This is a genomic window from Microbacterium sp. Se5.02b (assembly GCF_019464375.1).
GTDB lineage: Bacteria > Actinomycetota > Actinomycetes > Actinomycetales > Microbacteriaceae > Microbacterium.
Genome location: NZ_CP080491.1, coordinates 2,478,995 through 2,501,477, shown reverse-complemented (window position 1 = coordinate 2,501,477; position 22,483 = coordinate 2,478,995). Strand labels below are relative to the sequence as shown.

18 protein-coding genes and 3 pseudogenes are annotated in these 22,483 nt (G+C 69.2%); 16 read left to right on the top strand and 5 right to left on the bottom strand.

Translation table 11 applies throughout. The features are described 5' to 3' along the window. Positions 1-115: 115 nt before the first annotated feature. Positions 116-700: an NADPH-dependent FMN reductase gene (locus K1X59_RS12385; protein WP_183150321.1), complete on the top strand. Its 585-nt coding sequence runs from the start codon at positions 116-118 to the stop codon at positions 698-700. Positions 701-1,044: 344 nt separating this feature from the next. Beyond that, positions 1,045-1,428, top strand: a complete 384-nt coding sequence (locus K1X59_RS12380) for a hypothetical protein (protein WP_183150320.1) — start codon at positions 1,045-1,047, stop codon at positions 1,426-1,428. Positions 1,429-1,440: 12 nt separating this feature from the next. On the opposite strand, the pseudogene K1X59_RS12375 reads toward K1X59_RS12380, so the two are convergent. Beyond that, positions 1,441-4,900, bottom strand: a pseudogene (locus tag K1X59_RS12375) (error-prone DNA polymerase). 411 nt (positions 4,901-5,311) lie between these two features. Here K1X59_RS12375 and K1X59_RS21490 point away from each other — a divergent pair. Continuing rightward, complete coding sequence (locus K1X59_RS21490; RefSeq protein WP_258567262.1) at positions 5,312-5,569, top strand: hypothetical protein; 258 nt, start codon at positions 5,312-5,314, stop codon at positions 5,567-5,569. 185 nt (positions 5,570-5,754) lie between these two features. Here the strand turns inward: K1X59_RS21490 and K1X59_RS21485 are convergent, their stop codons facing one another. Beyond that, the gene (locus K1X59_RS21485; RefSeq protein ID WP_244632661.1) at positions 5,755-6,189 is read right to left on the bottom strand and encodes a hypothetical protein; all 435 of its coding nucleotides are present in this window, start codon (positions 6,187-6,189) and stop codon (positions 5,755-5,757) included. 1,155 nt (positions 6,190-7,344) lie between these two features. Here K1X59_RS21485 and K1X59_RS12365 point away from each other — a divergent pair. From K1X59_RS12365 to K1X59_RS12335, 6 genes and pseudogenes are all read left to right on the top strand, one after another. Next, positions 7,345-7,815, top strand: coding sequence for an A24 family peptidase (locus K1X59_RS12365; protein WP_183150318.1), 471 nt, complete (start codon positions 7,345-7,347; stop codon positions 7,813-7,815). Between the two features lie 50 nt (positions 7,816-7,865). Next, the gene (locus K1X59_RS12360; RefSeq protein WP_183150317.1) at positions 7,866-8,078 is read left to right on the top strand and encodes a response regulator; all 213 of its coding nucleotides are present in this window, start codon (positions 7,866-7,868) and stop codon (positions 8,076-8,078) included. After that, positions 8,071-8,685 (top strand): CYTH domain-containing protein, encoded by a 615-nt coding sequence (locus K1X59_RS12355; protein WP_183150316.1) that lies wholly within the window; start codon positions 8,071-8,073, stop codon positions 8,683-8,685. Before K1X59_RS12360 ends, K1X59_RS12355 begins: the two co-directional genes overlap by 8 nt. A 61-nt stretch (positions 8,686-8,746) precedes the next feature. Beyond that, positions 8,747-9,907, top strand: a complete 1,161-nt coding sequence (locus tag K1X59_RS12350; RefSeq protein WP_220173440.1) for a type III polyketide synthase — start codon at positions 8,747-8,749, stop codon at positions 9,905-9,907. Next, entirely contained in the window at positions 9,904-10,629 is a 726-nt protein-coding gene (locus K1X59_RS12345; RefSeq protein ID WP_220173439.1) for a methyltransferase domain-containing protein, read from the top strand. Before K1X59_RS12350 ends, K1X59_RS12345 begins: the two co-directional genes overlap by 4 nt. Beyond that, positions 10,616-11,733: pseudogene (locus tag K1X59_RS12335) on the top strand (FAD-dependent oxidoreductase). The gene K1X59_RS12345 and the pseudogene K1X59_RS12335 overlap by 14 nt, the downstream one beginning before the upstream one ends. A 55-nt stretch (positions 11,734-11,788) precedes the next feature. Here the strand turns inward: K1X59_RS12335 and lpdA are convergent. Both lpdA and K1X59_RS12325 read right to left on the bottom strand, forming a co-directional pair. Then, positions 11,789-13,186, bottom strand: coding sequence for a dihydrolipoyl dehydrogenase (gene lpdA / locus K1X59_RS12330; protein ID WP_183150313.1), 1,398 nt, complete (start codon positions 13,184-13,186; stop codon positions 11,789-11,791). A 9-nt stretch (positions 13,187-13,195) separates the two neighbouring features. After that, on the bottom strand, positions 13,196-13,852 hold the full coding sequence (locus K1X59_RS12325) for a copper resistance CopC family protein (RefSeq protein ID WP_183150312.1): 657 nt from the start codon (positions 13,850-13,852) through the stop codon (positions 13,196-13,198). Positions 13,853-13,952: 100 nt separating this feature from the next. Between K1X59_RS12325 and K1X59_RS12320 the strand changes: the two genes are divergently transcribed. The 3 genes from K1X59_RS12320 to K1X59_RS12310 all read left to right on the top strand — a co-directional run bounded on the left by K1X59_RS12320 (position 13,953) and on the right by K1X59_RS12310 (position 15,770). After that, complete coding sequence (locus tag K1X59_RS12320; RefSeq protein WP_183150311.1) at positions 13,953-14,438, top strand: FHA domain-containing protein; 486 nt, start codon at positions 13,953-13,955, stop codon at positions 14,436-14,438. After that, complete coding sequence (locus K1X59_RS12315; protein ID WP_220173438.1) at positions 14,438-15,124, top strand: MerR family transcriptional regulator; 687 nt, start codon at positions 14,438-14,440, stop codon at positions 15,122-15,124. The genes K1X59_RS12320 and K1X59_RS12315 overlap by 1 nt, the downstream gene beginning before the upstream one ends. Before the next feature lie 100 nt (positions 15,125-15,224). Then, a complete protein-coding gene (locus K1X59_RS12310) occupies positions 15,225-15,770 on the top strand; it encodes a MerR family transcriptional regulator (RefSeq protein ID WP_183150310.1) in 546 nt (181 codons plus the stop codon). Between the two features lie 68 nt (positions 15,771-15,838). Here the strand turns inward: K1X59_RS12310 and K1X59_RS12305 are convergent, their stop codons facing one another. Continuing rightward, positions 15,839-16,651: a ParA family protein gene (locus K1X59_RS12305; protein WP_026049812.1), complete on the bottom strand. Its 813-nt coding sequence runs from the start codon at positions 16,649-16,651 to the stop codon at positions 15,839-15,841. Positions 16,652-16,744: 93 nt separating this feature from the next. Here K1X59_RS12305 and K1X59_RS12300 point away from each other — a divergent pair. The 4 genes and pseudogenes from K1X59_RS12300 (at position 16,745) to def (ending at position 22,444) form a co-directional block, all read left to right on the top strand. Further along, a pseudogene (locus tag K1X59_RS12300) lies at positions 16,745-20,151 on the top strand (pyruvate carboxylase). A gap of 66 nt (positions 20,152-20,217) precedes the next feature. Beyond that, entirely contained in the window at positions 20,218-20,622 is a 405-nt protein-coding gene (locus tag K1X59_RS12295; RefSeq protein ID WP_183150308.1) for a hypothetical protein, read from the top strand. Continuing rightward, entirely contained in the window at positions 20,619-21,953 is a 1,335-nt protein-coding gene (locus K1X59_RS12290; protein WP_258566831.1) for a MinD/ParA family protein, read from the top strand. Before K1X59_RS12295 ends, K1X59_RS12290 begins: the two co-directional genes overlap by 4 nt. Continuing rightward, positions 21,953-22,444 carry a peptide deformylase gene (def, locus tag K1X59_RS12285; protein ID WP_183150306.1) on the top strand — a complete coding sequence of 164 codons (492 nt, stop codon included), beginning with the start codon at positions 21,953-21,955 and terminating at the stop codon, positions 22,442-22,444. The genes K1X59_RS12290 and def overlap by 1 nt, the downstream gene beginning before the upstream one ends. Positions 22,445-22,483 lie beyond the last annotated feature (39 nt).

Genomic DNA, 22,483 nt, shown 5'->3' with positions numbered 1-22,483 from the left:
CCCCAGGAAGGGGGCCTTGCGGCAAGCCCCCATGGCGGCGATATCCTGGAAATGGAAGGACGCGGGGACCACGCTGACGGCACTCGAGCAACCGGCCCTCCCCGCGGAACGGACCATGACGCATCGCATCGGCTATCTCATCGGAAGTCTCGCGCACGATTCGATCAACCGCATCCTGGCGACAGCACTCGTGCGGCTGGCGCCTTCGAGCCTGGAGCTCGTCGAGATCCCGATCCGCGATCTCCCGCTCTACAACCGCGACGACGAGCTGGAGCCGGTGGCGGCGGTCACGGACTTCAAGCGCGCGATCGAGCAGTCCGAGGGTCTGCTCCTCGTGTCGCCCGAGTACAACCGTTCCATCCCCGGCGCGTTGAAGAACGCCATCGACTGGGGATCCCGACCGTGGGGGCACAACTCCTTCGCCCGCAAGCCCACCGGGATCATCGGGGCCTCGACCGGCGCCATCGGCACCGCCGTGATGCAGTCGTCCATGCGCAGCGTGCTGAGTTTCCTCAACGCCCCGCAGCTCAATGCGCCGGAGGCGTACATCACGTTCGATCCCGACGTGTTCGGCGACGACGGCGAGGTGAAGGATGACGGCACCGAGAAGTTCCTCCGGCACTACATGAGCGAATACGCCGCATTCGTCGAGCGGGTGCTGTCTCTCACCGCGCCCGGTCACGTGGGCGATCAGGACTGACGTCCGCGCCGCCTCCGTCGTCGCCGCTGCGCACGGACACGCCTGAGATCGCCCCGCTCCGCGGAGTCGGCCGGCTGAGCGTCGCGGGAGGTACGCCCTCCCGATGGCCCGCCCCAGACGGTGCCGTCGAGAGGGCTCACCGTCCTACCCGGACGGTCGGGGAGGCGGCGAAGATCTCGCTGCTCTCACGGCTGAGCCCCAGTCCTCAGCCTCGTAGCCCCCGCTACGGAGAGCAGAATATCGCTTAATCGGCTTGTCCGCCATTTGGGGGACAAAGAAATTTGCGAATGTCACTCCCGCGCAGGCCCTGTTGCCTTCCAGGAGCAGGTGCCTAGGGTGTATTCATGGACAGATTGCTCGTCTTCACCGCACAGGTCGCCATCGCTCACGGCCACCGGGTCGAGGTGACGGAGCAGGTCGATCCCCTCACGGAAGAGCCGGTGGTGCTCACCCTCGTCGACCTCGACACCGGCATCCGGTACCGCCGCAAGGAAGAGCCGGGAGGCGAGGTCTCGCGCTGGATCGGACGTGTCCTGGAGTGCACGATCACGCTCGGCGGATCGGGTGCCCGTACCGCGCTGCTCGTCGATCCGATCGGGCCGGGAGCCACCGGGGCCAAGGTCGCCCTGCGCGGGGCCGATGCGGCAGCGGATGCGGCCAAGGCCGAGGCCGACCGATGGGGAGGGGCGGATCGCCCCGCGCCGGTGGAGCATGAGCGCTTCTGGTGAGACCGTCGCCGCCTATCGGAAGTCCCTCGAGCGATGCGTGAGACCGGTGCGGAGATCCTCGAAACCATCCGCGAGGATGTTCACCACCCCCTCCGCCGACCGCTCCAGGATGCCGCGGATGATGAGCGCCGGTGACTCCCGGGCGACGCGGCGATAGCGGTTCCAGACCCCGGCCGAGCAGATGATGTTCACCAGCCCGCTCTCGTCCTCGAGGTTCACGAAGGTGATGCCGGCAGCCGTCGCCGGCCGCTGACGGTGGGTGACGAGACCGGCGACCTCGATCCGACGGCCCACCTCATGACGCTGCAGGTCAGCGGCGGTCAGCACCCCGCGTGCACGCAGCGCCTCACGGAAGTGCGCCATCGGATGGTCGTCCGTCGACACCCCGGTCGCCCAGAGATCGGCGGAGAGGCGCTCGTAGCTGGTCTGATCGGCGAACAGGGGAGGCTGCACGGCGACCGTGGTCCCCGGAAGGAAGCGCGACCGGTCATCCGCCGCCGCGCCGGCGAGCCAGATCGCCTCCCGCCGCTCCAACCCCAGGCAGTCGAAGGCTCCGGCCGTGGCGAGGGCCTCCAGCTGCGCGGCGGTGGCATCCGTCCGGCGCACCAGGTCGTTCAGGTCCCGGTACGGGCCGTTCGCGTCGCGCTCGGCGACGATCTTCTCCGCCATCGGCACACCGATCCCGCGGATGCCGCTGAGTCCCAGTCGCACCGCAGAACGACCGTCCCTCCGATGGGTCGCCGACTCGTCCGTGGCCCCTCTGTCGAAGCGGAGTGTGGGGGGCTGAGGATCGTCGAGGCAGTCCTCCCGCCCCGTCGGTCCGTTCGTCGCCGTGTCGTCGAGCGGCTCCAGGGTCTCCATCGCCCCTGAGGCGTGCAGGTCAGGTCGTCTGACCTCCACGCCATGCCGACGCGCATCGGCGGTGAGCGTCGACGCGGAGTAGAAGCCCATCGGCTGCGAGCGCAGCAGCCCGGCGAGGAAGGCCGCGGGATAGTGCAGCTTCACCCAGGAGCTGGCGTAGACGAGCAGGGCGAACGACAACGAATGCGACTCCGCGAATCCGAAGTTCGAGAACGCCTGGATCTGCGCGTAGATGCGGTCGGCGGCGTCACCGATGAGCCCGCGTCGCTTCATCCCGGCGTACAGCTTGTCCCTCACCTTCTCGATCTTCTCCAGGCCGCGCTTGGACCCCATGGCGCGCCGCAGCAGATCGGCCTCGTCCGCCGTGCAGTCGCCGATGGCCGTCGCCATCTGGATCAGCTGCTCCTGGAAGATCGGGATGCCCAGCGTGCGCTTCAGGATCGGTTCCAGATCGCTGTGCGGATAGGGGATGGGGAACTCCACCGGTTCCTCGCCGCGCCGCGCCCGCTCCCTGTTCTCCTCATCGATACGGTCCTTGGCCATCTTGCGTCGGACGAACGGGTGCACCGCTCCGCCCTGGATGGGCCCCGGACGGATGAGGGCGATCTGGATGGCGAGGTCGTAGAACGCCCGTGGTTGCAGTCGGGGGAGCAGGCCGATCTGCGCACGGGACTCCACCTGGAAGACTCCGATCGAGTCCGCACGACAGAGCATGTCGTACACCGCGGGCTCCTCTTTGGGGATGGTCTCGAGTCGCCACTCCTCGCCCGTGTTCTCCCAAATCAGGTCGAAGCAGTGCTGGAGGGCGGCGAGCATCCCGAGGCCCAGCAGATCGAACTTCACCAGCCCCATGAAGGCGGAGTCGTCCTTGTCCCACTGGATGACGGTGCGGTCCTCCATGCGGGCGTGCTCCACCGGCACGACTTCGCCGACCGGGCGCGCGGTGAGGACCATGCCCCCGGAGTGGATGCCGAGATGGCGGGGTGCCTTCAGCAGTTCGCCCGCATAGGCGAGCACGTTCTCCGGGATGTCATGCCCCTCGACGGGCTCCAGCCCCGTTCCCCAGCCGTCGACCTGCCGCGACCAGGCGTCCTGTTGTCCTGGGGAGTGCCCGAGCGCCCTCGCCATGTCGCGCACCGCGTTCTTCGGGCGGTACTGGATGACGTTCGCCACCTGGGCCGCCCGCTCCCTGCCGTACTCCCGGTAGACCCACTGGATGATCTCCTCGCGGCGGTCGGAGTCGAAGTCCACGTCGATGTCCGGCTCCTCCGTGCGGGTCGTCGCCAGGAACCGCTCGAACGGGAGACGGTAGAGGATCGGGTCCACCGCGGTGATCCCCAGCAGATAGCAGACCGCGCTCGCCGCGGCCGAGCCTCTGCCCTGGCAGAGGATGCCGCGTCTGCGCGCCTCGGCCACGATGCCGTGCACGATCAGGAAGTATCCCGGGAAGTCCTTCTCCTCGATCACGTCCAGCTCGCGTTCGATCCTCCGGTGACCGTCGTCGTCCAGTCTCGGGTACTTCGACGGCACGGCCTCCCAGACCAGGTACCGCAACCAGCTCATCGGCGTATGTCCCTCCGGCACCTTCTGCTGGGGGAGTGCCGGTCGGGCGAGTCGCAACGGGAACGCGGATGCCTCCGCCAGCTCGAGTCCGTGGGAGATCGCGCCGGGGTACCGCGCGAAGCGCCTCGACATCTCGGCTCCACTGCGCAGGTGCGCGCCTCCGTGCGCGGGCAGCCAGCCGTCGAGCTCGTCCATGCTGCGTACCGCGCGGACTGCGGCGACCGCCTCGGCGAGGGGGCTTGCGCCGGGGTCGCGTAGTGCACGTTGTTGGTCGCCACCACCGGCAGCCGCACCCGGCGGGCGAGTTCGGCGAGGGCGTCGTTGCGACGGGTGTCCTGCGGGTCTCCGTGGTCGAAGAGCTCGACGGCGACGTGCGCGCTGCCGAAGAGGTCGATCAGGGACCGCAGCGGGGTGAGACCGTCGCCGGCCTCGAGCCCGCGCCGCACCGCGCCCTTGCGGCATCCGGTGAGTATCGTCCAGTGGCCGCCGGCGCGCGCGGCGAGGTCATCGAGGTCGTAGACGGGACGCCCCTTCTCACCACCGCGCAGCTGTGCCGCGGTGATCGCGCCCGAGAGCCGGTGGTAACCCTCCATCCCGCGGGCGAGGACGAGCAGGTGCTCGCCGGCAGGATCCGCGTGCCCGCGCTGAGGCGCCGGCAGCTCCAGCGACAGCTCGGCTCCGAAGACCGTCTGCAGGGGGCTCTCCATGAGGTCGGCCAGTTCCGCGAAGCGTGCGGCGCCGTAGAAGCCGTCGTGGTCGGTGAGGGCGAGCGCGGTCAGTCCGAGGCGGTCGGCCTCGGCGAGGAGGTCCTCGGGAGAGGAGGCGCCGTCGAGGAAGGAGTACGACGAATGGGCGTGCAGCTCGGCATAGGGAACCGCCTCCTCCGGCCGTGCCACGGCGGGGGAGTGCGTGAGCGACGACGGCTCACGGGTCCAGGATCCGTCCGCTGACCCCGCGGTTCGGCTCCCGGCGGTACGGGAGGCGACTCCTCGCCGCTGAGGGTGCGCTCCAGGTCGTTCCAGGACAGGGGCGGGTTGTGCCAGCCCATCAGCGATACCTCCCCTCGGCCCACCAGCGTTCTCCGGTGTGGAAGACCAGCCAGGCACGGTCGCGGTCGTCGACGATCTGCAGTCGGTGTCCGCGCTTCCCCCGCCCGGTGCCCAGCGGCGCTCGTGCACGGGCCAGGGCCCGGCCCACGCCTGCACGACCGCTCCCTCGATGCGGACAGGGTCGTCCGAGAGCATCCCGCGGTCGTCGACGCCGACCGTGGTCTCGTTCGCGGCGAGCAGGCCGATGGGGCGCGGAGGCAGGAACACCTCGGCGGGCAGCGGATCGGGAAGGCTCCCCGGCCAAGGGGACTCCGGGTCGCGCGGGGGCACCGCGCGCTCGCCCCAGGGGTGAGCACCTGACGATCGGCGAGCCAACGGCCGCCGGACACCGCGGCGGTGACCACGCCTTGATGCCCCAGCATGGTCTGCACGCGAGAGACCGCATGATGCAGGCGCTCGTCGGTACCGGAGCCGAAGAGGCCGGGCTGATGGTGGGCGGCATCGTCGACCGCGGCGGGGACGATGCGCACCGCGACGATGCCTCCGAAAGCCCTCGCCTCGTCGATCGGGTCCTTCGCGGATTGCGCAGCCAGAGCCTCCAGCTGCCAGCGCACTCTGTCGACCAGGTCGGAGGCGTCGAAGCAGGTGGGGTGCAACCAGGAGCGTGAGAACACCACGCCGTTGTCGTCGGTCAGATCGATCCGCACCTCCGTGCAGACGACCGAGGCGTCACCGAGGGCGACCATGACCGCGTCCGCTGTCTGCCGCACCGCGAAGGCGACCTGGTCTGCGCCGCCCAGCGGGGAGTCGAACTCGATGGCCCGCACCAGCTCGGGATCAGGGGCGCGCGGTGTCAGCGGACGGGAGTCGGCGCCGGCGGCCAGTGCGTGCAGACGCGCACCGTGCTCGCCGAAGCGGTCGCGAACGTCGATCGGGGCGAGCGCGGTGAAGTCGCCGAGGGTGCGCACACCGAGCCGGATGAGGAGGCCGACGATCTGCTCGTCGCGCAGCACCTGCACGGGGTACGGCGCCAGGAAGTCCCGTGCCCCTCCCGGGGGACGACCGTGCAGGGAGAGGAACCGCGTGCGGCGATCTCGGCCGTGAAAGGGCCGTCGGCGACGCCGATGCGCACTTCGGGGAAGCCGGCTTCGGCGAGGACGGCAGCGAGAGCGTCGGCGGCCTCCGCTTCTCCACCGTGATAGCGGGAGATGCCCCTGGCGCGGAGGATGGCGAGCCCCGGCCGCAGCAGCGTGACCCCTGGCGCGTGCTTCTCGATGAGGTGCAGCACGGGCAGGAAGGCACGTTCATCGCGGTCGGCGTCGTGGGGAGCACCCGCAGCGACGAGAGGTGTCCCTGCGCGACCCGGCGACGTTGACCCGTGCGCACACCGTGCTCTCTGGCGGAGGCGGTGCAGGCGACGATGGTGTTCGCCTGGACGAGCGCGGTGGGCGGATGCGGGGGTGCGCTGCCGAGAGCGGCTCGCAGGGGCCAGTCGGGGAACCACAGGACGAGGACGCGGATCGGACTGTTCATCCGGCTTCCGCCCAGCGCAGGAGTTCTGGTGGTGCGGGCTCGCCGGGAACGGCGGCCTCGGGGAGAGCGGGGGCAGGGCGGTGAGCTCCGCCGCCACGGTTTCGACGGCGCCGTGGCCCCCGGCAGCTGGACGCGCACGCTCGAGGGGTGAGGGCTGTGCCGTGTCTGCGCGGTCACCGTCACCGTGCACTCGGAGAGCAGGCCCCACCCGGCGCCGAGACCGTGCCAGTGGGGATCGTGCAGACGGATGGTCCCCTCGCTCTGCGGCCAGCGCCCGGTGCCGGGGGATTCGGCGATCAGCAGGGTGCATCCGCGGTCGCGCAGCCGGGCGCTCAGCCGGGAGACGTCGGCGTCCCGCGCCCTGGTGGCAGGGTGCACGGCGATCAGCGGCACGACCTCGGCCAGCGCGGAGGTCGCGGCGAGCCAGCGCTCTCCGGGGTCGGGAACCAGGATCAGGCGGGCCAGATCGATGCCGAACGCGGCCGCCGCTTCGACGCCGAGCGTCGGCATGCCGATCACGGCGCACCACAGGCCCTTCTGCGATGCCGCGCCGAGCAGGGCGAGCACGAGACTCGGAGAGGGGGGAGACGGTGTAGGAGGTACCGGTCTGCAGTCCTTCTTCCGGGAGCAGGGCGGAGAAGGCGGGGTCGAGGGGGAGGAGGGTCTGATCGCTGCGCCGCCGCTGCATCCGGCTGATCTCTCGGCGCAGTCGCAGCACCTCTCCCGCGCGGGAGTCGCCCGCCGGAGAGAGCGAGGTGAGTGCGTCGAGCCCGATCACCCTGCATCCTTTCTCGAAGATATATTCTAATATACCAACTCGTGTGAACGACGATAGTTCGTACATCGGACATCGCGCCACGTTGTCCACAGGGGGTCGGAGGGCGCATCGCGGATCTCCTACTCTGCGGGGATGGAGATCCGGTCCGTCCTCGTCGTGCTCGCCCACATGGCGTTGATCGGCATCGGGGCATGGCTGATCGTGATCGACGCCCGCACGCATCGTCTGCCGAACCGGATCGTGCTGCCGACGCTCGCCTCGCTGCTCGCGCTCATCGGACTCGATGCCCTCGCAGGAGGGCAGAGCGGGTCGTGCGTCCGCGCGCTTCTCGGCATGCTGATCCTCGGTGGCTTCTACGCACTGCTGCGGGGGATCCGCAGTTCCGGGATGGGCGGCGGAGACGTGAAGCTCGCTGCCGTCATCGGTCTCGTGCTGGCCTGGCACGGGTGGCCGTCGCTCGCGATCGGTGCGGCCTCGGCCTTCGTGCTGGGTGCGCTCTATGCGCTGGTGCTCCTCCTGCTGCGTCGAGCGGAGCGGACCACTCGCATCGCCTTCGGACCGTGGATGATCGTCGGGGCGCTTCTCGGCGTCGTCCTCGGCTGAATCCGCCTGTCTCGCACCGATACCGCGACGACGGCGCTACCCTGAAGCACATGGCACTCGCACGGCTTCACGGCGGCCCGCTGGACGGGCAGATCATCCCCCTCGGCGATGCGGACGACAAGCTGATCGTCCCCTACAGCGAGACGCAGGTGGTGTACAACCGCCGCGGCGAACCGCAGAACACCGGCGCGGACGACGGCCCCACCGAGGTCGACTACTGGTTCGAAGAGTCTCTCGAGGACCTCACGCTCGACGATGACTGAGCCGTCCCGTACTGTCGAGGTCGAGCGCAAGTACGACGTCGACATCGAGACGCCTCTGCCGATCTGGAACGCGATCCCCGGGGTCGATGCCGTCACCGCCGGAGAGATCCGCGTTCTCGACGCCCGGTACTTCGACACCGACGACGGATCCCTGGCGCGCGCCGGCGTGGCTCTGCGTCGGCGCACGGGCGGTCCGGACGAGGGCTGGCACGTGAAGGGGCCTCGTCAGGGCGACGGCAGGCTCGAACTCGGCTGGCCGCTCGGCGAGGGAGACGCCCTTCCGCCCGCGGTCGCCGAGACGGTGTCCGCCTGGACCACCGCGCCCCTCACTCCGCTCGCCCGTATCGAGAACGACCGCACCGCCTACCTGCTCACGAGCGGTGACGGCGTGGTGGCCGAGTTCGTCGACGATCGGGTCCGCGCCACCGATCTCCGCCGGGGAGTGCGCCGCGAGTGGCGGGAATGGGAGATGGAGCTCGGTCCTGCCGCGCCCGCCGACGACGCGGGGCGCGCGGCCTTCTTCGACGCGGTCGAGCAGGCCGTGCTGGCTGCCGGCGGCCGTGAATCGGCATCCGGGTCGAAGCTCGCCCGCGCCCTCGGCTTCTAACCGGAGACCCGGTCGCGCGCAACCCCTTCCCCGGCATGGCGGGGAGTGCTTGAGTGACTGCATGAGCCGACCGCCTGTGCTTCGATCGCTGCAGACGATCGTCCCCGACACCGTCCTCGTGCAGGAGCAGGTGCGCGACGTCTTCGCGCAGCAGCCCGACCTCGGGAGGTTGGCGCAGCGCATCGTCACCACCTCGTTCAACGTCTCGGGCATCGATACGCGGCACACCGTGATCGACGAGCTGTCCCTGGACTCCGAGGTACCAGACCCCGTCTTCTTCGACCGTGGGTCGGGGCTGCTGCTGGCCCCGGGCACCAAGGCGCGCAACGAGCTCTACACCCGAGAGGCGACCAGGCTCTTCGTCGACGTCGCTCGGCGTGCCATCGATGCCGATCCCGCGATCGGTCCCGAGGATGTGACCCACGTCATCACGGTCTCGTGCACGGGGTTCCATGCTCCGGGCCCGGAGTACGAGATCGTGCGTGCCCTCGGTCTGTCCGACGCGGTGCAGCGCTTCCATCTCGGCTTCATGGGCTGCTACGCCTCCATGCCGGCGCTGCGAGCGGCCCGTCAGTTCTGCCTGGCCGACGAGAACGCCGTGGTCCTGGTGGTGAGCGTCGAACTGTGCACCCTGCATCTGCGCTCCTCCGAGGACCCGGACACGATCGTCGCCTCCTCGCTGTTCGCCGACGGGGCCGCCGCCGGAATCGTCACGGCACGCGACCTGCCCTCCTCGACGCCCGCTCTCCGATTGGATCGATTCCACACGGCGATCGCGCCGGAGGGCGAGAAGGACATGGCGTGGACGATCGGCGACAGCGGATTCGAGATGATCCTCTCGACCGCGGTTCCGCAGATCATCGGCGAGACGATCATCGGCGCACTCCGGCCGCTGTACGCCGCCGAGGACGGGCTCGCGGCGGCCTTCGAGGCCGGAACCGTGGGGGCCGCCGTGCAGCACTGGGCCATCCACCCCGGCGGCCGCAGCATCCTCGACAGGGTGCAGGAGCGGATGCATCTGACCGACACCCAGCTGCACCCGGCGAGGGAGGTCCTGCGCGAGAACGGGAACATGTCGAGCGCGACGGTGCTGTTCGTGCTGAAGCGGATCCTCGAGGTCGAAGGCGCCGGCGCAGGGGAGAGGGTCTCCGCGATGGCGTTCGGGCCTGGACTGACGGCGGAGAGCGCGCTGATGACGGTCGTCGCGCCCACCGGGTCATGAGTCCAGCCCTCACGGCGCGGGACGCCGGGGCCCGCGAACTCATGGATGATCCCGACGCCGACGCCCGGAAGCTCGCGAGGACGTACGGACGCTTCGGACTCGTGAACGCACTGGTGTCCCGTCCAGGCACGCTCTATCGGCGCGACATCCGTCCGCGGGCCGCACGAGCCGGGAGGCTGCGGATCCTGGACGTCGGTGCGGGCGGGGGAGACCTCTGCCGGATGCTGGCGTGGCGGTTGCGTGGCGACAGACTCGACGCCGAGATCACCGCACTCGACGCGGACGAGCGCGCGATCCGATGGGCGTCGGCGCATGATCGCGGCGCCGGCGTGCGCTACCGCCGTGCTCTCACGACCGATCTGGTCGCGGCCGGTGACACCTACGACATCGTGGTGTCCAATCACGTGCTCCACCACCTCGACGACGCCGAGCTCCACACGGTGCTCAGCGATTCCCTGCGACTCACGGCCCCCGACGGGCTGGTCTCGCACAACGACATCGCCCGGAGTGTGACGGCTCGAGCGCTCTTCGCCGCCGTGACCTGGCCGATCTCGCGCACCCTCCTCGCCGACTCCTTCATCCGCGAAGACGGCCTCATCAGCATCCGACGCTCCTACACCGTCGCCGAGCTCGCATCGATCGTGCCGGCCGGATGGACAGTGCGCGCAGGCGTGCCGGCGCGACTGGAGCTCCGATGGGAGGGAGGTCGTGCCGGAGCATGACGTGGTGATCGTGGGCGCGGGCCCGGTCGGTCTCCTGCTGGCGTGCCTGCTGCTCCAGGAGGGGCTGCGGGTGGCCGTCTGCGAACGTCGTGCGGAGGCGGACGACCGTACCAGGGCGATCGGGATCCATCGGCCGGGGTTGGACGCCCTGGATGCCGCGGGCGTCGGGGCAGCCGTTCGAGCGGAGGCTCTGCCTCTCCGCGGCGGCGAGGTGCGCAGCCGACGTCGGACGCTGGCGACTTTGACCTTCGCGCCGGACCGCGAGGTCCTGATCCTTCCCCAGCCTCGGACGGATGCCCTGCTCCGCGCACGTCTGCGGGTTCTTTCGGCTGCCGCGCTGGTCACCGGGTGCTCCGTGACCTCGGTCCACGAGTCCGTCGACGAGGTGCGGGTCGCGATGGAGACCCCGACGGGCTCCGCGAGCTGACGTGCTCCGTCGTCGTGGTCGCCGATGGGGTGCGGAGTCGTCTGCGTGGCGATCTCGGCATCGGGTGGCGTCGTCGTGCGGGGCATGCTTCGTACGCGATGCTCGACGTCGCCGAGGCGATGCCGGGTGACCGCGCCGTCCTGCACTGCGAGCCGGAAGGCCTCGTCGAGTCCTTCCCGCTTCCGGGCGGGCGTCGCCGATGGGTCGTGCGCGAGGGAGCGGAAGATCTTCGGACCGCCGCCGGTCTCCGCGCGGCGATCGCGCAGCGCACGGGGACCGTGCTCGAGGTGGACGAGGGAGCGGAGCCGGCCTCCTTCGTCGCCGCGCAGCATCGCGCGACGCGAGTGCACCGGGGGCGGGTGGTCCTCGTGGGCGATGCGGCACACGAGGTCAGCCCGATCGGCGGACAGGGGATGAACCTCGGGTGGGTGGACGCCGTGCGCCTCGCCGCGGAGCTCGCACGCGCGCTGTCGTCACGAGCTCCCGACCTGTCGGGGTTCGATCGCCAGGTGCGCAGGTCGGCGGCGAAGGCCCAGCGTCGCTCGGCTTTCTACATGTCGATGGGGGCCCCGGCATCGGCTCCGGTCGTGCGGGGAAGGGAGCTGCTCATGCGCACGCTCGGGGCGGCGCCGCTGCGTGGATGGACCGCCGGGCTCCTCACGATGCGCGGTCTCTGACGAGCGAAGGCCCGGTCCGCGAGGTGCGGGACCGGGCCTTCGAGAAGACGGCGGCTCAGAAGTTGATCATGTGGCCGGCGAGGCCGTGGAAGCCCTCCTGCAGTGCCTCCGACAGCGTCGGGTGCGTGTGCACGTTGCGCGCCAGCTCGAGTGCCGTGAGATCCCACTTCTGGGCGAGCGTCAGCTCCGGGAGCAGCTCCGACACGTCCGGGCCGATCATGTGGGCGCCGATGAGCTCGAGGTGCTCGGCGTCGGCGATCAGCTTGACGAAGCCGACGGGCTCGCCCAGACCGTGCGCCTTGCCGTTGGCCATGAACGGGAAGGTCGCAACCTTGATCTCGCGCCCCTCGTCCTTGGCCTGCTGCTCGGTGAGTCCGAACGAGGCGACCTGCGGCGAGCAGAAGGTGGCACGCGGCATCATCCGGTAGTCGCCGAGGGTCTGGGTCTCCGCGCCACCGATCGTCTCGGCTGCGACGACGCCCTGCGCCTCCGCCACGTGGGCGAGCTGCAGCTTGGCGGTCACGTCGCCGATCGCGTAGATGCCCTCGACGTTGGTGCGCATGTGGTCGTCGATGTCGATCGCGCCGCGCTCGGTGAGCTTGACGCCGGTGCTCTCGAGTCCGAAGCCCTCGATGTTCGGGGCGAAGCCGACCGACATGAGCACCTTGTCGGCCTCGATCGACGACTGCTGACCGTCCTTGCCGGTGTAGGACACGGTGACGGAGGAGCCGTTGTCGACGACCGACTCGACCTTGGTCGAGGTGAGGATGTCGACGCCGTAGTTCTTGTACTGCTTGGTGATCTCCTTCGACACGTCGGCGTCCTCGTTGGGGAGCGCGCGGTCGAGGAACTCGATGATGGTGACCTTCACGCCGTAGTTCGTCATCACGTAGGCGAACTCCATGCCGATGGCGCCCGCGCCGACGATGACGATCGACTTGGGGAGCTCGCGGGAAAGGATCTGCTCCTCGTACGTCACCACGTTGTCGCTGAGCTGCACGCCGGGAAGCAGACGGACCTTGGAACCGGTCGCGATGATGGCGTTGTCGAACGTGACCTCTTCGGTCGTGCCGTCGGCCTTGGCGACCGAGATCGCCTTCGGGCCGGTGAAGGTGCCGCGGCCGTCGTACTCGGTCACCTTGTTCTTCTTCATGAGGAAGTGGATGCCCTTGACGCGGCCGTCGGCGACCACGCGGCTGCGGTCGAACGCCTTGCCGTAGTCGATCGTGAACTCGCCGGAGATACCGAAGAAGTCCGCCTTGTGGTTCAGGGTGTGCGCGAGCTCCGCGTTCTTCAGGAGTGCCTTGGAGGGGATGCAGCCGACGTTGAGGCACACACCACCCCAGTACTTCTCCTCGATGATCGCGGTGGACAGGCCGAGCTGCGCGCTGCGAACCGCAGCGACGTATCCGCCAGGACCTGCACCAAGGATGACGACGTCGTAGTGTGGCATGCCTTAAGCCTATCGCTCCGATGGGGTGTCGGAATCGGTCGCGGATCGGCCGCCGCGACCGCGCAGCGCGAGCCAGGTCCCCGCTCCCGCCGCGACCAGGACACCGAGGATCGACACGATCCAGATCCACGCGGAGCCGCCGTCCGCGTCCTCGGGATCGGGCGCCGTGGTGGCGGTCGGCGCGGTGCTCGGCTCGGTGGTCGCGGACTGCTCCGGCGTCGGTGCCGCGCTGGTCGGCGCGGCGGTCGGAGAGGCTGTGCCGCTGTCGCCGACCGTGACGGTGAAGGAGTACTCGCCGGAGGTGGGGTGTCCGTCGCTGGAGACGACCTTCCAGATCACGTGGTACTCCCCGGCCGGTCCCTTCGCGGTGAGCGGTTGCGTGACGATCGCGCCCTCGACGGTCGCGGCGCCGTCGGCGACCGAGGTGCCGTCAGGGGCGGTCACCACGACCTCGGTCGCTCCCTCGCCCTCGATGAGCTTCGCGCTGAAGGTGAGCGTCAGGTCGGTCGGCACGGTCTCGATCACCTCGTCGGCGGAGGGCGATGACGACACCAGGGCGTCGTGCGCGGACGCCGGCAGCGGCGACAGGAGCACGAAGAACGCGGCGAGGAGTGTCGCGGCGAGAGCGATCGGGGCGGCCGGGTGGCGCAGAGCTTTGGTCTTCACGACTCCAGCCTATGAATACCCGGTATGTGACGGCTGAGTGTGAAAGCGGCCTCCCGCGACCGGCTCGGCATCCGTTAGTCTGGACAATCAGGAGGGCACAGTGACAGACAGCGACAGCCGACCGGCCGGAGAAGCCGCGATCCACCGTTCCGGTGAGCAGAAACACGACGTGACGCAGACGTTCGGACACGATTCGGACCTGTCTTTCGTGCCGTTCGGGGTGGAACTCACCGATGTCGAGCAGTCGGCGATCAACGCCCTGCCGGCGGGATCGGCGCTGCTGCTCGTCCGTTCAGGAGCCCTCGCCGGTGCGCGTTACCTCCTCGACACCGACGTCACCACGGTCGGACGACACCCCGAGGCCGACATCTTCTTCGACGACGTGACCGTCTCGCGTCGGCACGCCGAGATCACCCGCACCGGGTCGACCTTCGAGATCATCGATCAGCGCTCGCTCAACGGCACGTACGTCAACGGCGAACGTGTCGACCGCAGCGTGCTGGTCGACGGCTCGGAACTGCGTGTCGGAAAGTTCCGTCTGAACTTCTTCGCCTCTCCTCGCGATCGCGCGGCGGCGAACGACTGATGGCGGCTACTCCCGCCCGCGAACGTTCCGCGTCCGCGGGCTTGCTGAGTATCGGCCAGGTCCTTGCTCGGCTCACCCCGGAGTTCCCCGATCTGACCTCCAGCAAGCTGCGTTTCCTCGAGGTGCAGGGCATCGTCAGCCCGTCTCGCACGGAGTCCGGCTATCGCAAGTTCTCTGCGGCCGACATCGAGCGGCTGCGTCTCGGCCTGACCCTGCAGCGGGATCACTATCTGCCGTTGAGCGTCATCCGTGAACAACTCGATGAGGCCGCCGCGGGCGGGGAGGCTGCCGCTCTCGCGCCGCCGCCGTCGATCGCTCCTGCCGTTCGCCGTTACCGCCGCGACGAACTGCTCGCCGCGGCCGGCGCCGGACCGCAACTGCTCAACGACGCCATCAGTACGGGTGTCATCACCGCGCAGGAGACATATCCGGAGGCGACGGTGAAGCTGCTGCGGGGCCTGGTCGCGCTCGACAGGCACGGCATCGAGCCGCGGCACCTCCGTTCACTGCGCCAGGGAGCGGAGCGGGAGGTCGCGCTGATCGAGTCAGCGATGTCGGCGTTGCTGCGTCGCACGGATGCCGCGTCCCGGGCGAAGGCGAGCGAACTCGGCCCCGAGCTGGCGTCGCGCATCGACGAGGTGCGCGCTCTCTTCGTCAAGGACGCGCTCTCCCGAGTGCTTTCGTAACGAACTGATTGCGACACACCTTCGCGGTCGCGCGGATGTCGTTGCCGGTGCCACGGCACTGCTCTACCGTGGAAGATAACCGTTCCAGGGAGGATTTCAGATGAATGCGGATGAGCTCGCAGGCGACCCGCGGTTCGTGCCCGAACTCCTCTTCACGGATGGTCTCCCGGCCATGGATGACGAGGTCGGCTACCGCGGCGCTGTCGCGGCGCGAGCCGCCGGCATCACCTACCGCCAACTGGACTACTGGGCGCGCACCGAACTGGTCGAGCCCACCGTCCGCGGCGCCAACGGCTCCGGATCGCAGCGTCTCTACGGCTTCCGCGACATCCTCGTCCTGAAGCTCGTGAAGAGCCTCCTCGACACCGGTATCTCCCTGCAGCAGATCCGCACCGCCGTGGAAGAGTTGCGTCGCGCCGGTATCCGTGACCTCGCCGGCACGACTCTGATGAGCGACGGGGCATCCGTGTACCTCTGCACCTCGAACGATGAGGTGATCGACCTGGTCAGCCGTGGTCAGGGCGTCTTCGGCATCGCCGTCGGCAAGGTCCTCCGCGAAGTGGAGTCGACGCTCGTCGCCTTCGACGCGACCGCTCCCGACCCCGTCGACGAGCTCTCCGCTCGTCGCGCCAAGCGCTCCGCCTGACCGGGACCACAGACGCAGAACGGCCATCCTCATCGAGGATGGCCGTTCCTTTTCGCGCGACGTGGCGGTCAGCTCTGCGGACCGGACTCCGGAACCGGGATCCGGCCGGTGCGGATGATGCGGTCGAGCAGCGAGTCGAAGTCGGCCGCGAGCTCCTGAGCGGAATCGCCGGGCCAGATGTGCAGCGGCTTCGCGGCCCCCTGGGCCTGCTGCAGCGAGGTGCGCTCGGGGAGCTGCGGCGAGAGGACGAGCGGGCCGAACATGTCGCGGAGTTCCTTGATGCGGAACTGGTGCTCGATGGATTGCGGCCGCACGCGGTTCACCACGATGCCGAGCGGCTGGAGTCGGGGCGAGAGACCGCGGCGGATCTCCTCGATGGCGCGGAGGGCACGGTCGGCGGCTGCGACCGAGAAGAGTCCGGGTTCGGTGACGACCATCACGCGATCGCTCGCAGCCCACGCAGTGCGGGTGAGTGCATTCAGCGAAGGGGCGCAGTCGACGAGGACCAGGTCGTAGTCGGCCTCGACCGAGGCGAGCGCTTCCTCGAGCTTCCACACGTCGCGGACGCTGGGATGCGGGCCGTCGAAGTTGATCGCCGACGGGCTGCCGATGAGCACGTCGATCGTTCCGGGGTGCACCTTGGCCCAGCCGCTGGACGTGATGGCCTGACGGACCACCTTCTCCTTCGGGTTCGCCAGGACGTCGGCGATGTTGAGTCGTCCGGCCACCTGGATATCCATCCCGGTGGAGACGTCGGACTGCGGGTCGAGGTCGACGACGAGAGTCCGGACGCCTCGGGCGAAAGCCGCTGAGGCCAGCCCGAGTGTCACGGTCGTCTTGCCGACGCCCCCCTTGAGAGAGCTGACGCTGAGTACGTGCACGGACACCACGTTACCTTCCCCTAGGCTGGGGGAACACTCAGCCCCGCCCCATGCGCATCGAAAACGCTGCGCATCGAGCTCCCAGAGGTGTGCATGTTCCAGAAGATCCTTGTGGCGAACCGCGGCGAGATCGCGATCCGCGCATTCCGTGCCGCAGTCGAAGTGGGGGCGCGGACCGTCGCGGTGTTCCCGCACGAAGACCGCGGATCGGTGCATCGGCTCAAGGCCGATGAGGCCTACGAGATCGGCGAGCGCGGTCATCCCGTCCGTGCCTACCTGAACGTCGACGAGATCATCCGCGTCGCGCTCGAGTCGGGTGCCGACGCGATCTACCCCGGATACGGGTTCCTCTCGGAGAATCCCGAGCTGGCGGAGAAGGCGGCGGCCAACGGAATCGTCTTCATCGGCCCCCCATCGAATGTTCTCGAGATGGCGGGGAACAAGGTCGAGGCGAAGCGGCATGCGGTCGAGGCGGGCGTCCCCGTGCTCCGGTCCACCGAGGCGTCGAGCGACGTCGATGCGCTCGTCGCACAGGCGAAGGAGATCGGCTTCCCTCTGTTCGCCAAGGCCGTCGCCGGTGGTGGCGGTCGCGGTATGCGGCGCGTCGAGACCTTCGGTGAGCTCGCACCCGCTTTGGCCGAGGCCATGAGGGAGGCGGAGAGCGCTTTCGGCGATCCGCGGATGTTCCTCGAGCAGGCGGTCGTGCGCCCTCGGCACATCGAGGTGCAGATCCTCGCCGACAAGACCGGCGAGACCGTGCACCTGTTCGAGCGCGACTGCTCGGTGCAGCGGCGTCACCAGAAGGTGGTCGAGATCGCCCCCGCGCCGAATCTCGACGACAGCGTCCGCACCGCTCTGCACGGTTACGCGGTGGCCTTCGCTCGATCGATCGGGTACGAGAACGCCGGCACGGTCGAGTTCCTGCTCGAGACGGCGGGGGAGCGCACCGGTGAAGTCGTCTTCATCGAGATGAACCCGCGCATCCAGGTCGAGCACACGGTCACCGAAGAGGTCACCGACGTCGATCTGGTGCAGAGCCAGATGCGGATCGCAGCGGGCCAGACCCTCGCCGATCTGGGGCTGCAGCAGGATGATCTGCACCTGCGCGGAGCCGCGCTGCAGTGCCGGATCACCACGGAGGATCCGACGCAGGGGTTCCGGCCGGACACCGGCAAGATCACCACCTACCGTTCCCCCGGAGGTGCGGGTATCCGCCTCGACGGCGGGACGGTGCATCAGGGTGCGCAGATCAGTCCGCATTTCGACTCCATGCTCGCGAAGCTGACGTGCCGTGGTCGCGATTTCCCGGCGGCCGTCGCACGCGCGCGCAGGGCGCTGGCCGAGTTCCGCATCCGCGGAGTGTCCACCAACATCCCGTTCCTGCAGGCTCTCCTCGAGGATGACGCGTTCATCGCCGGGGACGTGAGCACCTCCTTCATCGATGAGCGTCCCGAACTCCTGCGCGGCCGGGTCTCGAAAGACCGGGGGACGAAGTTCCTGAACTGGCTCGTCGACGTCACCGTCAACAAGCCGCACGGGGCCCACCCCGGCCTGGCGGATCCCGCCTCGAAGCTCCCGTCGGTCGATCTCGGCACCGTGCCGCTGCCCGGCTCACGGCAGCGACTCCTCGAATTGGGCCCCGAAGGCTTCGCTCGCAGCCTCAGGGAGCAGACGGCCCTCGCCATCACGGACACGACGTTCCGCGACGCCCACCAATCGCTCCTGGCGACACGGGTGCGCACGAAGGATCTCGTCGCGGCGGCCCCGTACCTCGCGCGCCTGACGCCCGGACTCCTCTCGGTCGAGGCGTGGGGCGGGGCGACCTACGACGTCGCGCTGCGCTTCCTCGGCGAAGACCCGTGGGAGCGTCTCGACAAGTTGCGCGCCGCACTGCCGAACGTGGCGATCCAGATGCTGCTGCGCGGGCGCAACACGGTCGGCTACACCCCTACCCGACCGCCGTCACCGAGGCTTTCGTCGCCGAGGCGGCTGCGAGCGGCGTCGACATCTTCCGGATCTTCGACGCGCTGAACGACGTGGAGCAGATGCGCCCTGCGATCCAGGCTGTCCGCGACACGGGGACAGCGGTCGCGGAGGTCGCGCTCTGCTACACCGGAGATCTGCTCGATCCTGCGGAAGACCTCTACACGCTCGACTACTACCTGAACCTCGCGGATCAGATCGTCGAGGCCGGCGCGCACATCATCGCGATCAAGGACATGGCAGGCCTTCTCCGCCCCGCAGCCGCCGCGACGCTGGTCGCGGCCCTGCGTGAGCGATTCGACCTCCCGGTGCACCTGCACACCCATGACACGCCGGGCGGACAGCTGGCGACGCTCCTTGCGGCGAGTGCGGTCGGCGTCGACGCGGTGGATGCCGCTTCCGCACCGCTCTCGGGGACCACGAGTCAGCCGTCGCTGTCGTCCCTCGTCGCAGCACTCGCGCACACGGACCGGGACAGCGGCATCGCGCTCGACGCCGTCTCCGACCTCGAGCCCTACTGGGAGGCGGTGCGACGGCAGTACGCCCCCTTCGAGTCCGGGCTTCCGGGACCCACAGGGCGCGTCTACCACCACGAGATCCCCGGCGGTCAGCTGTCGAACCTGCGGCAGCAGGCGAAGGCGCTCGGACTCGCGGACGACTTCGAGCTCATCGAAGACATGTACGCAGCCGCCGACCGGATCCTCGGGCGCGTGCCGAAGGTCACGCCATCGTCGAAGGTCGTCGGCGACCTCGCTCTCCACCTCGCGGCGGTGCGGGCCGATCCGGCCGACTTCGAGGCGAACCCGGAGAAGTACGATGTTCCGGACTCGGTCGTCGGGTTCATGGCGGGTGAGCTCGGAGACCTTCCGGGCGGGTGGCCAGAGCCCTTCCGGAGCAAGGTGCTCGCTGGGCGCTCCGTCCGGGTGGGTCTCACCGAGATCACCGCCGAGGACGAGGCGGCACTCGCCGGCACCAGCGCCGAACGACGGACGCGGCTCAACACGCTCCTGTTCCCGGGCCCGAGCGCCGAATTCGCGGAGCGGCGTGAGCTGTTCGGCGACCTCTCCGTGCTCGACACCAACGACTACCTCTACGGTCTGGTCGCAGGCCAGGAGCACCTGATCGAGATCGATCGCGGCGTTCAGCTCTACGTCGGACTCGAGGCGATCGGCGATGCCGACGACAAGGGCATGCGCACCGTGATGACCACGCTCAACGGGCAGCTGCGGCCCGTCTTCGTGCGGGACAGGTCGGTCGTCGTCGATGCGCACGAGGCCGAGAAGGCGGACACATCGGTCCCCGGTCAGGTGGCGGCTCCGTTCTCCGGCGTGGTCACGCTCAAGGCCGAGGTGGGAGCGGCTGTCCGCGCAGGCGAACCCGTCGCCTCCATCGAGGCGATGAAGATGGAGGCCGCCATCACGGCTCCCGTCGACGGTGTCGTCGAACGTCATGCGATCGCCGAGACCCAGCAGGTGGATGCCGGAGATCTTTTGGTCGTGATCCGTCCCGCGCACTAACCTTGTGCGGGCGAGGCCTGCGCACGACGTGCGCACCCGAGGCTCGCACAGGCTTGGAGCGACATCGTGACACCGAAGAACACCATCGACCCCGACGACAACCCGCTGGGGGTGCTCGACGAAGCCGCGTCTCTCGACACGGCAGGAATAGGCATCCTCGGCGGGACCGCCCAGGTCAGCGTGACGCTGCCGATGGACGACGACGATGACCTCGCCGACGACGGCGTCGTCGAGGGCGAGGTCGTCGGCGATCTCGTCATCGACCCCCGGGCGTCGTCGAACCGACGAAGAAGTCCGCGCCGTCGGCGACGGTCCTCTCATCGGCCGCGCCGATCCGGCAGAAGTCGGTCGAGGGAGAGGCCCACGCAGTCGAGGAGCCGGAGACGACACCGTCCTCAGCGGGAGAGAACCCCGACGCGACCGTCATCGACGATGTCGCACTCGATGATGTCGCTCTCGACGAATCCGTGAGCGACGAATCCGAGACAGACGAGACGATCGTCGATGCGACGGTGATCGAGGAGCCGGCATCCGTCGAGACGCCGATCGTAGGCGCGTCGTCGGAGAAGGTCGTCGATGCCGAGGTGGTCGACGACCCGGAACCGCCCACTGTCGGCGACGACATCGAGAAGTCCGAAGAAGCGGAGGCTGCTGCACGCTTCCTCGCCAGGGCGAACGCCGATGTCGAGTCGACGCCCGCCGCGCCCGCGCGCACGCGCGCACCCCTCGAGAAGGAGAACCGGCCCGTGTCCACTCCCGACAAGACGACGTCCGCCGTGTCCCCCTCCGCTCGCGTCGCGGCGCGTACGGACGTGACGCTCACCTCCAAGCGCCTGGATGATCTCGGGGAGTCCTCGAGGGAATCGGCCGATCTGCTCACCGCCGATCGTCTGCTCGCCCCGAATCGGCTCGCCAAGCCCGAACCGGAGGGTACGTGGAGCCACTTCCTGTACGCGGTGTCCGGTCGACGGATCAACATCGGAGACGGTCGGCGCGCGCGCGAGCGCAAGGCGCTCTCGGCGAGGATCGCCGCCCCACTCGCCGGCGGGGCGCGTTTCGTCCCTGTGCTGTCCCGCAAGGGCGGCGTCGGCAAGACGACGATCACCGCTCTGCTCGGCATGGCGCTCGCCGACGCGCGTGAGGATCGAGTGATCGCCGTCGACGCCAATCCCGATCGAGGCACGCTCGCCGAGCGCATCGTCCGCCCGCACCACAGCAAGTCGGTGCGCGACCTCGTGCGCATCCACGACGATGTCAAGGGATACCACGACATCTCCGCGATCGTCGCGCGGGATGCGACCCGTCTCGATGTGCTCGCCTCTGACGCGGACCCGCGCATCGCCGAAGCCTTCAGCGACAGCGACTACCGTGACGTCGCCGGCGTCGCCGCGCACTACTACTCGCTCGTCCTGACCGACACCGGCACCGGCATCGTGCATTCCGTGATGTCGGCCACCCTCGATCTCGCAGACCAGATCGTCATCGTCTCCGGCCTCAGCGTCGACGAGGCGCGGCTGGCATCCGAGACGCTCACGTGGCTCGAGACCAACGGGTATGCGGAGCAGGCGCGCGAGGCCATCGTCGTGCTGAACCAGTCGACTCCGGGGGCGCCGCTCGTGCGTCTGAACGAGTTGCAGGCGCACTTCGCCACTCGTGCGCGCAGCGTCGTCCGTGTTCCCTACGATCCGCAGATCGCGGGCGGTGGGACGATCGTGTTCGCGAGTCTGCTGCCCGAGACCCGTATCGCGGCGCGTGAGCTCGCTGCGCTGCTGGTCGAAGGCCTGCGGGCCAAGGCCGCCTGATGGCGGTGCGTGAGATCCGCATCTTCGGCGACCCGGTTCTGCGCACGGTGTGTGCGCCGATCGAAGAGATCGACGAGGGCGTGCGTGCGCTGGTGGCAGACCTCGTCGACACCGTCGAGCTGCCGGGTCGAGCCGGGGTGGCGGCTCCGCAGATCGGTGTCGCGCTGCGTGCGTTCAGCTACAACATCGACGGAGACATCGGCTACGTGCTCAACCCGGTGCTGACCGAGGTGCGCGGAGAACCAGAGCCGACGGGCGAGGGGTGTCTGTCCGTTCCAGGGCTCTGGCATGACGCGCAACGTCACCCCTGGGCCCGAGTCGAGGGCATCGACCTCGACGGCAACGCCGTGGTGCTCGAAGGCGAGGGCCTGCTCGCTCAGGCTCTGCAGCACGAGACCGATCACCTCGACGGCACGCTGTTCCTGGCCCGGCTCGATCCGGAGACCCGCAAGGTCGCCATGCGCGAGGTGCGGGAGAGCTCCTGGTTCTGAACGCCCGCGCACGAAGGACGCAGGAGGAAGGGCCCCGCT

Bases quoted from the DNA above. Each gene is read 5' to 3' on its own strand.
- K1X59_RS12385 (WP_183150321.1), top strand. From the start codon at position 116: ATGACGCATCGCATCGGCTATCTCATCGGAAGTCTCGCGCACGATTCG.
- K1X59_RS12380 (WP_183150320.1), top strand. From the start codon at position 1,045: ATGGACAGATTGCTCGTCTTCACCGCACAGGTCGCCATCGCTCACGGC.
- K1X59_RS21490 (WP_258567262.1), top strand. From the start codon at position 5,312: ATGCCCCAGCATGGTCTGCACGCGAGAGACCGCATGATGCAGGCGCTC.
- K1X59_RS12365 (WP_183150318.1), top strand. From the start codon at position 7,345: ATGGAGATCCGGTCCGTCCTCGTCGTGCTCGCCCACATGGCGTTGATC.
- K1X59_RS12360 (WP_183150317.1), top strand. From the start codon at position 7,866: ATGGCACTCGCACGGCTTCACGGCGGCCCGCTGGACGGGCAGATCATC.
- K1X59_RS12355 (WP_183150316.1), top strand. From the start codon at position 8,071: ATGACTGAGCCGTCCCGTACTGTCGAGGTCGAGCGCAAGTACGACGTC.
- K1X59_RS12350 (WP_220173440.1), top strand. From the start codon at position 8,747: ATGAGCCGACCGCCTGTGCTTCGATCGCTGCAGACGATCGTCCCCGAC.
- K1X59_RS12345 (WP_220173439.1), top strand. From the start codon at position 9,904: ATGAGTCCAGCCCTCACGGCGCGGGACGCCGGGGCCCGCGAACTCATG.
- lpdA (WP_183150313.1), bottom strand. From the start codon at position 13,186: ATGCCACACTACGACGTCGTCATCCTTGGTGCAGGTCCTGGCGGATAC.
- K1X59_RS12315 (WP_220173438.1), top strand. From the start codon at position 14,438: ATGGCGGCTACTCCCGCCCGCGAACGTTCCGCGTCCGCGGGCTTGCTG.
- K1X59_RS12310 (WP_183150310.1), top strand. From the start codon at position 15,225: ATGAATGCGGATGAGCTCGCAGGCGACCCGCGGTTCGTGCCCGAACTC.
- def (WP_183150306.1), top strand. From the start codon at position 21,953: ATGGCGGTGCGTGAGATCCGCATCTTCGGCGACCCGGTTCTGCGCACG.